The 11,100-nt window shown below is 67.0% G+C and carries 10 protein-coding genes; 5 read left to right on the top strand and 5 right to left on the bottom strand.

Annotated features, from left to right (window positions below):
- Nucleotides 1–132 precede the first annotated feature (132 nt).
- Entirely contained in the window at nt 133–963 is an 831-nt protein-coding gene (locus AC3A6P_RS20290; protein WP_487693494.1) for a sugar phosphate isomerase/epimerase family protein, read from the top strand.
- Nucleotides 964–1,036: 73 nt separating this feature from the next.
- On the opposite strand, the gene AC3A6P_RS20285 is transcribed toward AC3A6P_RS20290, so the two are convergent.
- Nucleotides 1,037–2,020 carry a Gfo/Idh/MocA family oxidoreductase gene (locus tag AC3A6P_RS20285; RefSeq protein ID WP_487693492.1) on the bottom strand — a complete coding sequence of 328 codons (984 nt, stop codon included), beginning with the start codon at nt 2,018–2,020 and terminating at the stop codon, nt 1,037–1,039.
- A 61-nt stretch (nt 2,021–2,081) separates the two neighbouring features.
- Here AC3A6P_RS20285 and AC3A6P_RS20280 point away from each other — a divergent pair, with 61 nt between their 5' ends.
- Complete coding sequence (locus AC3A6P_RS20280; RefSeq protein WP_487693491.1) at nt 2,082–3,131, top strand: Gfo/Idh/MocA family protein; 1,050 nt, start codon at nt 2,082–2,084, stop codon at nt 3,129–3,131.
- Here the strand turns inward: AC3A6P_RS20280 and AC3A6P_RS20275 are convergent.
- Nucleotides 3,066–4,106, bottom strand: coding sequence for a LacI family DNA-binding transcriptional regulator (locus AC3A6P_RS20275; protein WP_487693490.1), 1,041 nt, complete (start codon nt 4,104–4,106; stop codon nt 3,066–3,068). The two genes, AC3A6P_RS20280 and AC3A6P_RS20275, sit on opposite strands and share 66 nt — an antisense overlap.
- A gap of 114 nt (nt 4,107–4,220) precedes the next feature.
- Here AC3A6P_RS20275 and AC3A6P_RS20270 point away from each other — a divergent pair, with 114 nt between their 5' ends.
- Complete coding sequence (locus AC3A6P_RS20270) at nt 4,221–5,384, top strand: phytanoyl-CoA dioxygenase family protein (RefSeq protein WP_487693489.1); 1,164 nt, start codon at nt 4,221–4,223, stop codon at nt 5,382–5,384.
- 19 nt (nt 5,385–5,403) lie between these two features.
- Here AC3A6P_RS20270 and AC3A6P_RS20265 read toward each other — a convergent pair whose 3' ends face one another.
- The 3 genes from AC3A6P_RS20265 to AC3A6P_RS20255 form a co-directional block, all read right to left on the bottom strand.
- Nucleotides 5,404–6,570, bottom strand: coding sequence for a Gfo/Idh/MocA family protein (locus tag AC3A6P_RS20265; RefSeq protein WP_487693488.1), 1,167 nt, complete (start codon nt 6,568–6,570; stop codon nt 5,404–5,406).
- 94 nt (nt 6,571–6,664) lie between these two features.
- Nucleotides 6,665–7,132, bottom strand: coding sequence for a hypothetical protein (locus AC3A6P_RS20260; protein ID WP_487693487.1), 468 nt, complete (start codon nt 7,130–7,132; stop codon nt 6,665–6,667).
- 102 nt (nt 7,133–7,234) lie between these two features.
- Complete coding sequence (locus AC3A6P_RS20255; RefSeq protein ID WP_487693486.1) at nt 7,235–9,409, bottom strand: glutamine synthetase III family protein; 2,175 nt, start codon at nt 9,407–9,409, stop codon at nt 7,235–7,237.
- A gap of 239 nt (nt 9,410–9,648) precedes the next feature.
- Here AC3A6P_RS20255 and AC3A6P_RS20250 point away from each other — a divergent pair, with 239 nt between their 5' ends.
- Complete coding sequence (locus AC3A6P_RS20250) at nt 9,649–9,906, top strand: hypothetical protein (RefSeq protein WP_487693485.1); 258 nt, start codon at nt 9,649–9,651, stop codon at nt 9,904–9,906.
- 146 nt (nt 9,907–10,052) lie between these two features.
- Nucleotides 10,053–11,090, top strand: coding sequence for a Vgb family protein (locus AC3A6P_RS20245; protein WP_487693484.1), 1,038 nt, complete (start codon nt 10,053–10,055; stop codon nt 11,088–11,090).
- Nucleotides 11,091–11,100 lie beyond the last annotated feature (10 nt).

The raw sequence follows: 11,100 nt of genomic DNA, 5'->3' as shown, positions 1-11,100 counted from the left end.
GTAAGAGTCAGACACCAGGTGAAAAGACCCAACCACCGCAACAGCGGCACGTCCACTGTGACACTGAGTGTTTGTACACAAAACGCCGAGCGTTTTTGTACAAACCCGCTCGCTCGCTTTCGGGAAGGGCTCATGACTGAGCTGATCGCCACCGCGTGGACCAGTGCCGGTAACACCTCGCCGCTGCACCCCCTGCCGGTCAGCCCGGTGCCGATCGCCGAACGTGTGGCGGCGGTGGCCGAGGCCGGTTACAGCGGTATGGGGTTGATCGCCGAGGATCTTCGGGTCATCCGGGACTCTCTGGGGTTCAACGGTTTACGAGATCTGATCGCCGAGGCCGGGCTCCGCCACATCGAGATCGAACTGCTCGAGCGGTGGTGGCTGCCCGGCGACACCGACGATATCCGCGCACTGCTGTTCGAGGCTGCCGACGTCCTGCAGCCGGCGTTCATCAAGATCGGCTCCGAACTGGGCCCGCGTATCGAGAACCCCGAGTCGCTGGTCACACCGCTGCGGGAGCTGGCGCAGCAGGCCGCCGCGCACGGCACCCGGGTGGCGATCGAAACCATGCCGTTCTCGATCATCTCGACGGTGCCGCTGGGTGCGGAGTTGGTGACCGCTGCCGACCATCCGGCGGTCGGGCTCCTGGTGGACGCCTGGCATGTGTTCCGGGCCGGCACCTCGCTGACTGAGCTCCGCGAGGCGTTGACACCGGCGATGATCGTCGGCGTCGAACTCGACGACGCCTCCGCCGAGGTCGAGGGCTCACTGTTCGAAGACACCGTCGAGAACCGATTGCTCTGCGGGGAAGGATCTTTTGATCTCGCCGGGTTGGTCGAGGTACTGCGTGAGCTCGGGTTCACCGGGCCGTGGGGTGTGGAGATCCTGTCGAGGGAGTTCCGTGCATCGCCGGTGCGCGAGGCGTTACAGCGGGCCGCCGATTCCGCCCTGAAAGTGCTGTAACCCCACGGGCGAGCGCACGAGTTTGTACAAGAGAACCGGCGTGTTGCCGTACAGACACGCGCGCTCGGCCGGATCAGACGGTGACCCAGGCGCCGTTGGACTTCATCGACTCCACCAGCGCGTCGGCCACTACCGATGCCCGCAGACCGTCCTCCGCGGCGGCCAGCGTCGACGTCCTGTTCTCCCGGATCGAGTCGATCCACTCCTGCAGTTCGATCCGGTAGGCATCGCTGTAGCGCGGAATCCAGTCAGCCGGGTACGCCACGCCTCGCTGACGTTCGGAATCGGTGACGATGTGGGTGGGCAAAGTCAGTGCTGCCGTGCCCTTTTCGCCGACGACTTCGCAGCGGGTGTCGTAGCCGTACCGGGCGTTGAGGAACAACTCGACGGTCACCAGGACATCGGAAGCGGTGCGCAGCAGGTAGAACTGCGGGTCCTGGCGCCCCGCCGAATTCACCGAACTGCGGCCGTGCTGCCAGCTGACCGCCGAGATCGGCGAGTCCAGCAGCCACGGCACGATGTCCAGCTCGTGGATGGCCGACTGCGTGATCGACGACGCCGAATCCCCGCCCGGGTAGGTGTGCACGGTGCGGCTGATGCAATGCGCGATCAACGGGGCACCCAGGTCACCGCTTTGCACCCGCTCCCGCAGGGCGACGTAGGACGGATCGAAGCGGCGCATGAATCCGACCGTCACGGGTTCCACCTCGGCACCGAGTCGGGCTTGGGCATCCAGTACCGTCTGGCACTCGGCCGCCGTTGGCGCCAACGGCTTTTCGCACATGACGGGTTTACCCGCGCCCAGCGCTGCCAGTACCAGATCGGCGTGGGTGTCATCACGCGTCGCGATCACCACGGCGTCCACGTTCGCATCGCCGATCAGCGCGAACCCGTCGCCGTGCACACCGGCGCCGAGTTCGTCGGCCACCTGTCGGGCCACCTCGGCATTGAAATCGGTCACCGCCACCACGTCGGAGCCGGACACCACCTTGGCCAGCTTGCGAGCGTGGTCGGCACCCATGACGCCGACTCCGACAACCCCTACGCGCACAGTCATAGCGTGAGTATTACATGCTGATGTCTTAACAAATAGAGCATTGGCGGATTACGCTGATGCCATGAACCTCACCACGCTGCCGACGCCCCGGACACCCGACCCGCGGGAGGCGCCGTCGTTGCGCTGGGGTATTGCCGGCCCGGGGTGGATCGCGCATCGTTTTGTGGAGTCAGTGCAGGCCAACACAACTCAACGGGTGGCCGCCGTCGCTTCCCGCGATGCCGGTCGCGCGCAGGCCTTCGCCGCGCAGTGGTCGCTGCCCGCCGCCCACGGCAGCTACGAAGCGCTGTTCGACGACCCCGACGTCGATATCGTCTACATCGCAACCCCGCATCCCAGTCATCGCGACAACACGATCGCCGCGCTTGCGGCGGGCAAGCATGTGCTGGTGGAAAAGCCGCTCGCGGTGGACGCGGCAGGCGCACGCGAGATCATCGCGGCGGCAGCCGGCGCCAACCGGTTCGTCGGCGAGGCGATGTGGACCAAGTTCCTGCCGAAGTTCGATGTCATCCGCCAACTGCTCGACGACGGCGCGCTCGGTGAGGTGCGCACGGTGATCGCCGACCACGGCGAGTTCTTCACTCCCGATCACCGCATCTACAACGCCGATCTCGCGGGCGGTCCGCTTCTGGACCTGGGCACCTATCCGATCGCCTTGGCGCACCTGGTGTTCGGATCATTCACCAGGGTGGTGGCGCAGAGCCAGGACGCGGTCCCGGGTCTCCCCGGGCAGATCTCGGCGATGCTGTCCGACGCGGCCGGCAATCAGGCGGTCCTGCACACCACGATCTTGTCCGATACCCCCACCTCGGCGGTGATCAGCGGCCGCGACTCGACACTGCACATCGACGGCCCGTTCTTCATGCCCGGACCGTTCACGCTGACCCGGCACAAAGGGCATCCGTCCGATCCGGGGCTGGTGCTGCGCTACGACGAGAAGCCCGGAACGCAGGCCGACGGGCTGCACTACGCGGCGGTGGAGGCGGCGAGACTGATCACCGACGGGCGCACCGAATCCGAGATCCATCCGTTGCGCACTGCCGTGTCAACGCTCGACATCGCCGACGAGATCCGGAGGCAGATTCTCCCGCGTGATGATCTGAATCGCTGACGGCTGCGCGGGCAACCGGCCCGGCAAAGCCCCGTGGTGGGTCATCACCAGCCGGGCCACCCGGCGCATGTCGGCCCCCAGATCGTGATGTAGCACCGCGCTGAGCCTGCCGGCCAACAACAGCTCGCGGTTGGCCTTGGCCAGGTCGTGACCGATGAACACTTCACAGTGCCGGCCCGCCGCGTCGAAAGCGTCTGCGATACCGGTGTTCCCGCCGCCGATCGAGTAGACCGCGACGATGTCGGGATGCGCTGTGAGCGCGGTACCGACCAGTTCCCGGCAGGTGGCGTCGAGCCCGTCGGAATTGGTGACGTCGACGATCGCGCGGTCAGGGTCGTAGTCACGCAGACCGGACCGGAATCCCGTCTCCCGGTCTTCCTCCCCCCGGAACAGGGCGCTGCTGGTCACCACCAGTACCCGGCCCGGCAGCCGACGCAGCCACTGATGCATCAAGTATGCCGCCGCACCCGCTGCCCGGTCATCCATTCCCACGTGCGCGATGCGCGTACTGGCAGGCACATCCGTGACCAGCGTGATCACCGGGATCTTGGCCGCGGTCAACCGGCCGATGGCCGCAGCGACCTCCGGGATGTCCGGAGCCTTGAGCACCACCCCGTGGCTGCCCTGGCGTGCGATCCTGTCGAGTTGACCGATCAGTTCCTCGAGCGGCCAGTGTTCGCGGAGATGGAACCGGCTGCGCAGCACTGCCGGGCCCAGACCGGGCAACTCTCGTTCCAGGGCGCGACGGACCAACGCCGAGAACCGTTTCGGGGTGTCCATCACCACATCGATCATGAACGTCCGGCCGGACAATCGTATCTGGGTGGACTGGCGCTCGAGGTCGGCGATCGCCTGCTCGACCTGGAGCACCGTGCCGGTCCGCACGCCCGGCCGGCGGTGTAACACGCGGTCGACGGTCGCCTCGCTCACGCCGGCCTGGCGGGCGATTTCACGAATCGGGTAGGGACGTCGCACCGGCTGGTTCCTGAGGTCGTTTTGAGGGGTTTGTGTGGTTGTTCCGACTTTCCCATCTTGTCATCCTGATTCTGCCGGCATCACAGATCGACATCATCTGACGAGGAGACCAACATGACCCGCAGTGTGACAGGTGCCGTCGGTGCCGGCCGTATCTCGGAATCCGACTGCGATATCCAGGATTTCGACCGTGTGCTGTCCCAGGAGACGGCGCTGGCCGATTACCCGTACGCCTCCGACACCACCCGCGGCGTGCTGTTCTACAACGCCGAGGTGATCACCGCCCAGGCCACGGATCCGCAGCGCCGCGAGGAGATCGCCGATGAACTGGCGCGGGCCCTGCTGACCGGGCCCGGTATCGTCGTCTTCACGGGGGCCTTCACCGAGCAGCACGCACTGGCCGAGACCACCGCCCGGTTCAGCGGCATCATCGCCGAGCAACGTGCGTCGGGTGTGGTCAACGGCGACCATTTCGCCAAGCCCGGCGCCAACGATCGCATCTGGAATGCGTTGCAGAAACTTGCGCTCACCGATCCCGAGCCGTTCGTGCGCTATTACTCCAACGACGTACTGGCATTGGTGTCGTGCGCCTGGTTGGGACCGATGTATCAGGTGACCTCGTCGGTCAATGTGGTCAATCCTGGTGGCGGTGCGCAGAATCCGCATCGCGACTACCACCTGGGTTTCATGTCCACCGACACCGCGGCGCGTTTCCGCGCGCACGTACACCGCCTGTCCCCCGCACTCACCCTGCAGGGTGCGGTGGCTCACGTCGACATGCCGGTGGAGTCGGGACCGACGATGTACCTGCCCTACTCGCACCAGTACGAACCGGGTTATCTCGCATTCAACCTGCCGCAGTTCCGGGAGTACTTCCACGCCAATTACGTTCAGTTGCCGCTGAAAGCCGGTGACGCCGTGTTCTTCAACCCCGCGCTGTTCCACGCCGCGGGCACCAACAGCTCGTCGGACATCAAGCGGATGGCCAATCTGTTGCAGGTCAGCTCGCCGTTCGGTCGAGCCATCGACGCGGTGGACCGGGAAGCGATCGTCAACGCCATCTACCCTTTCCTGCACCAGGCGGCCGGTGCCGACAACGTGATCGCCGCTGCCGCTGAGGGTTACGCGTTCCCGAGTAATCTCGACCTCGATCAACCCATTTCGGGCCTGCACGGAGAAACGCAGGCCGAGTTGCTGTCACGGGCGCTGACAACCGGGATGGACGCCGAAACGCTGGCCGGTGAACTGGCCGCGCTGGGCCGACGGCACACCCCCTGACCCGGGGATGTGTGGAAGATCAACGCGCGGGCTCAGTCCAGGTGCCGGTGCGCACGGACTCGGTGATCGCCTCGATCACCTGGGCCGTGCGCACCGCATCCCAGATGGTGGCGCCGTGCGGGTGCCCTGTGGCGATGGAGCGCAGGAATCGTTGTGCCTCAATGACCTTGAGATCGTCATAGCCCAGTGCGATGGCGGAGCCGGGCTGGAAGGCGGCATACTCACCGTCCCCGGGACCGACATAGCGGGTGGTGACGGGCTGGTCCTGAAACACCGACCCGGTGCCGACCCGCAGTTCGCCGATGCGCCGGAAGTCCCAACCCACCATGCCCTTGGTGCCGTGGATCTCGAAACCGTAGGCATTCTGCTCGCCCACCGACACCCTGCTGGCCTCCACCGTGCAGCGCGCGCCGGAGGTCAGCCGCAGCTGTGCGAATACGTAGTCCTCGTTCTCCACCGCGTCGCGCCGGCCGCCCGCGGCGAGCTGGTGCCCACTGGTGGCACCCGTGGGCACCGGCCGCTGCGGGACAAAGATGGCGGTGTCGGCGATCACCGAGTCGATGTCGCCGAGCAGATGCCGCACGAGATCCACACCGTGCGAGGCGAGATCACCGAGCACACCGTTGCCGCCGCGGTTGCGCTGGAAGCGCCAGCTCAGTGCGCCGTCGGGGTGGGCGGCGTAATCGCTGAGGAAATAGCAACGGGCGTGGGTGATCTCACCGAGTTCGCCGGCGGCGATCAGTTCGCGGGCGGCCGCGACCGCGGGCGCGTTGCGGTAGTTGAATCCGACGGCCGTTTGCACCCCGGCGGTCTCGGCGGCACGCGCCACCGCCAGCGCATCAGAAGCGCTGAGGCCCACCGGCTTCTCGATCCACAGGTGCTTGCCCGCCTCCACCACGGCAGTGCCGATTTCGCGGTGCAGGAAGTTGGGTGCGGTGACGCTGACGGCGCTCACCGACTGATCGTCGAGCAACACACGCCAGTCCGTCACCGCGGTGGACGCACCGAACTGCCGGGCAGCCTCCTCGGCGCGGCCGGGAACGTCATCGGCGATCGCCACCAGGCGGGCATGCTGCGGGTAGTGATGGCGGACGCGGGCGTAGGCCTGCGCGTGCACCCGACCCATCCAGCCGAAACCGATGATGCCGACGGGTGTTTGAGCGGCTGAAGGGATTTGAGTGGTCACGGGGCCAGCCTCTCGCTCGGCGGTTCCGACGAGAGGTGAGTGTAGCCACCGCCACACCCCGGTGTCTACATTTGTCCGAACATAAGGACAAACACTAGGTCCGTGGGTCGGCTGGATGCCGATACGCCTCGATGGTGTCGAGGTCGTCGAGCAACTCTTCGCGGCTGGAGTATTCGGCGTGTTCGTCCCGCATCAGCGACTGGAAGTCGGCGAACTGCACCAGGTAGCCGTCCTCGAGAACGGTCACCGCGGTGGGCACCCAGGAGTCCCCTTCGGGCGCCGACGACGGCCATGACCACATGTCCGAGCTGTCTTCGAGATGGACGTGCAGCGGCTCCCACCCGCGCCGGACGAGCACCCGGCCCAAGTGGTCATCGCCGTAGGCCGGGTCCGCGTCCTCCGCCAATGCGTTCGACAGGACCTCGACCAGAGCCTCCGGCATCGTCGCGAGGTCCAGGCCGGCCGACGGCTCGGCAACGTTTTCCTCGTATTCCGACCCCGCCCGGCCGGTCCGCCACGCCTTGCCCTTGGACTTCTTGGTCCGGCCTTTGCTCCTCGGCATAGCCGCGAGGCTAGTCGGGCGGAGCGAGCGCGCGCGTCTGTACAAAAAGTGCGGCGTGTCGCCGTACAGACGCGCGCGCTCGCGGGGAATGATCAGGTCAACTCAGAGGATGTAGAGCATCTCCTGGTAGGTGGGCAGCGGCCACAGGTCGTCGGCCACAACACTTTCCAACGAGTCAGCCGCGGTCCGCACCGCAGCCATCGCCGGCAGCAGCACGTCGCGGGCGTGCGTCGCCTCCGCCAGCGAGCCCTCGGCATGCTCGGCCAGCGCCGCCTTCAGCGCCGACAACGCCGAGGTGAGCTCGGAGATCGGGGCCGAAACCTGCTCCAGCAGAACCAAGCTCGGCTCGACGCCGGCCGCCTTCAAGGTGGCGACATTCTGCGCCAGCTCGGTCTGATACCGCAGCGCTGCGGGCAGGATCACCGTCGAGCCCAGCTCCAGGGCGAGCTTGGCCTCCACGGCGATGGTCAGCGCGTACTGCTCGAGACGCACCTCGTAACGGCTGTGCAACTCGCGCTCGTTGAACACGCCGTACTTCTCGAACAACTCGACGGCCTCGGGTTTGATCAGCTCGGGAATCGCATCGAGGGTGGTCTTGAGATTGGGCAGGCCTCGTTCGGCCGCCTCGATCTGCCAGTTGTCGGAGTAGCCGTCACCGTTGAACACCACCGCGCCGTGCTCGGTGATGACCTCGGTGAGCAACTGCTGCACCGCGGTATCGAAGTCCACTCCGTCAGCCAGCGATTTCTCCAGCACCGTGGCCATGTGATCGAACGAGTCGGCCATGATCGTGTTCAGGATGATCATCGGCACGGCGACGGTCTGACCCGAACCGGGCGCGCGGAACTCGAACCGGTTACCGGTGAACGCGAACGGGCTGGTGCGGTTGCGGTCGCCCGGATCGGTGGGCAGATGCGGCAAGGTGTCGACACCGATCATCATGGTGCCCTTGCCTTTTGACGAGGTGGCCGCACCCTTGGCGATCTGCTCGAACACATCGGCGAGCTGCTCGCCGAGGAAGATCGAGATGATTGCCGGCGGCGCCTCGTTGGCGCCGAGGCGGTGATCGTTGGTGGCCGAGGCCACCGACACCCGCAGCAGGCCGCCGAACTTGTGCACGGCGCGGATCACGGCCGCGCAGAACACCAGGAACTGGGCGTTCTCGTGCGGGGTGTCACCCGGGACCAGCAACGAACCCAACTCGGCGTTGCCCACCGAGAAGTTCACGTGCTTACCGGAGCCGTTGACCCCGGCGAACGGCTTCTCGTGGAACAGGCACTCCATGCCGTGTTTCTTGGCGATCGTCTTGAACACCGTCATCAGCAGCTGCTGGTGGTCGGAGGCGATATTGGCGCGCTCGAACATCGGCGCCACCTCGAACTGCGCCGGGGCGACCTCGTTGTGCCTGGTCTTGGCGGGGATGCCGAGCTTGAACAGCTCACGCTCGGTGTCCATCATGAAGCCCAGGACCCGCTCGGGCACCGCGCCGAAGTAGTGGTCATCGAATTCCTGCCCCTTCGGCGGCTTGGCGCCGAAGAGGGTACGGCCGGCGTTGATCAGGTCCGGGCGGGCCAGGAAGAAGTGCCGGTCCACCAGGAAGTACTCCTGTTCGGGCCCGCAGAACGAGACCACCTTCTCCAGATTCTTGTGGCCGAACAGCGTGAGGATGCGCTCGGCGTGCGCGCCCATGGCCTGCTGGCTGCGCAGCAGCGGGGTCTTGTAGTCCAGCGCCTCGCCGGTCATGGACACGAACACCGTCGGGATGCAGAGCGTGTTGCCGTTCGGGTTCTCCAGGATGTAGGCCGGGCTGGTGACATCCCAGCCGGTGTAACCGCGCGCTTCGAAGGTGCTGCGCAGGCCACCCGACGGGAAGCTGGAGGCGTCCGGTTCGCCCTGGATGAGTGTCTTGCCGGCGAACTCGGCCAACGTCTGCCCGTCGGAGACGGGTTCGAGGAAGCTGTCGTGCTTCTCGGCGGTCAACCCGGTCATCGGGTAGAAGACGTGGGCGTAGTGCGTGGCACCCTTCGACAGCGCCCAGTCCTTCATCGCCGACGCCACCGAGTCGGCGACGGCGGGATCGAGCGTGGCGCCCTTCTCGATGGTCGCGACGACGGACTTGAACACCGATTTCGGCAGACGCAGCTGCATCTCGGCCTTGGTGAACACGTTGGCGCCGAAGATCGCGCCGGGCTCCTCGGTCGGGTCGAAGCTGATCGCCGGAGGGACGTAGGCCTCCACGTTGTTGATCGCCTGCAGACGGACGGCATTTCCGCTCATGGGACTTCCTCACTGCGATGCGTCCGAACCGGGATGACGGACGTGTGACCGCACCAAACTAGGGACATTCGATGGCAAATTTGTTACACCGACGTCAACGTCAGAATGCGCGGACGCTGGCCCGAAGCGCCAGCAACGGCAAAGGGCCGCACCCGCCAAGGATCCTTTGAGGATTCGTGGAGACCGGCCGCCGATCCTGTGTTCACCGGCGCAACCAGCGCCCCAACCAGGAGGACACCATGTCGAAGCTCACCGCCGCCGCCCGCACCGCGATCACCGCCATCATGATCGGTGCCGCCTCGATCGGCCTGGCCGGCGCCGCCGCAGCCGCTCCGGCCATGCCGTCGGTCGGCAGTTCCGTCAGTGCCGGGGTGTGGAGCGCCGACCCGGCCACCGACCACCAGGACTGCGCGACGGCCACCCACACCGAGGACGCGTCCGCGCCCTGCGCTCCGCAGTCGCCGCACCGGCATCAGCTGGACGGCAAGGGCCGCTGAGCTGAGCCCGAGAGGCAGACATCGGGCGACCAGAGACCCCGCACCCGGCGGCGGCGGCACACTGCCGCCGGGTGCGGCCGCGCCGGTCACACCCTCGTCATACCCGTCAGTGCGTCGTCGCGCAGGCGGCCGGGTACCGCCTCACCATGCGCGCGCTCACTCTCGCCGCGATCGCCTGCGTTCTGCTGACGGCAGGCTGCGGCGCCGCACCGTCACCTCCGATGCCTGCGCCCGTGACCGAGGGCACCCGGCCTGACCCACAGACATTGCCGCCGCCGGCCGAACCTCAGCAGGCCCCGCCGCCTGTGCAACCACCGCCCGGACGTCAGATCCCCGTCGGCGCGGCACCCGAGGGCGTCGTCGTCGATCCCGTCAGCCGCCGCGTAGCCGTCACCACCCGCGATCCCAACGAGCTGGTCCTGCTGGACGCCGACACCGGAGCCGTCACCGCGCGTACGCCACTGCCGGGGTTCGCGCGGCACCTGCAGTTGGCGGCGCCGGGCGGTCCGGTGCTGGTCCCGGTCGAAAGCGCCGACGCCCTGGTGCGCGTCGACCTGCCCGACGGGCAGGCTCGACAGCGGGTGCTGACCGGCACCTTCCCCCACGACGCCGCCCAGGCGGCCAACGGCACGGTCTTCGTCGCCAACGAACACGGCGGCACCGTCGCGGCGCTCCGCGGCGACGAAGTGGTGAAGGTGTTCACCGACAGCGTGCAGCCCGCCGGCCTGGCGCCGACCGGAACCGTGATGGGCCTGCTCGACGTCCGCAAGAACGACCTGACCGTCTACGACACCGAAACCCTGACCATCGTCGGCTCGGTACCCGCCGGCGACGGCCCCACCCACCTGGTGGCCGACAAACACGGCCGCCTGATCGCCGCCGACACCCGTGGCGACGCGGTGCGGGTATTCGAACCGGAACCCCGACCCCGCGAGGTGGCGCGGGTGGCGCAACCCGGCGGCCCGTACGGCATCACCTACGACGCCCGCCGAGATCGGCTGTGGGTCGCGTCGTCGGGCACCAACGAAGTGGTGGGCTACGACATGGCGCAACCGACTCCCCGGGAAATCGCCCGGATCCCCACGGTGCAGAACCCCTACACCCTCGGGGTCGATCCGGCCACCGGCCGGCTGTTCGTGGCAGGCAACACCGCGGGCGTCCTGCAGATCATCGACCCGCAGTAGATTGGTGTGG

It is taken from the genome of Mycobacterium sp. Soil_C_30 (genome assembly GCF_057656995.1).
The sequence above is the reverse complement of the archived record's forward strand: the minus strand, read 5'-3'. Positions and strand labels throughout refer to the sequence as shown.

What these genes read in the sequence shown, in the direction of transcription:
- AC3A6P_RS20285 (WP_487693492.1), bottom strand. Translation starts at nt 2,020, where the DNA reads ATGACTGTGCGCGTAGGGGTTGTCGGAGTCGGCGTCATGGGTGCCGAC.
- AC3A6P_RS20250 (WP_487693485.1), top strand. Translation starts at nt 9,649, where the DNA reads ATGTCGAAGCTCACCGCCGCCGCCCGCACCGCGATCACCGCCATCATG.
- AC3A6P_RS20245 (WP_487693484.1), top strand. Translation starts at nt 10,053, where the DNA reads ATGCGCGCGCTCACTCTCGCCGCGATCGCCTGCGTTCTGCTGACGGCA.
- AC3A6P_RS20260 (WP_487693487.1), bottom strand. Translation starts at nt 7,132, where the DNA reads ATGCCGAGGAGCAAAGGCCGGACCAAGAAGTCCAAGGGCAAGGCGTGG.
- AC3A6P_RS20280 (WP_487693491.1), top strand. Translation starts at nt 2,082, where the DNA reads ATGAACCTCACCACGCTGCCGACGCCCCGGACACCCGACCCGCGGGAG.
- AC3A6P_RS20270 (WP_487693489.1), top strand. Translation starts at nt 4,221, where the DNA reads ATGACCCGCAGTGTGACAGGTGCCGTCGGTGCCGGCCGTATCTCGGAA.
- AC3A6P_RS20290 (WP_487693494.1), top strand. Translation starts at nt 133, where the DNA reads ATGACTGAGCTGATCGCCACCGCGTGGACCAGTGCCGGTAACACCTCG.
- AC3A6P_RS20255 (WP_487693486.1), bottom strand. Translation starts at nt 9,409, where the DNA reads ATGAGCGGAAATGCCGTCCGTCTGCAGGCGATCAACAACGTGGAGGCC.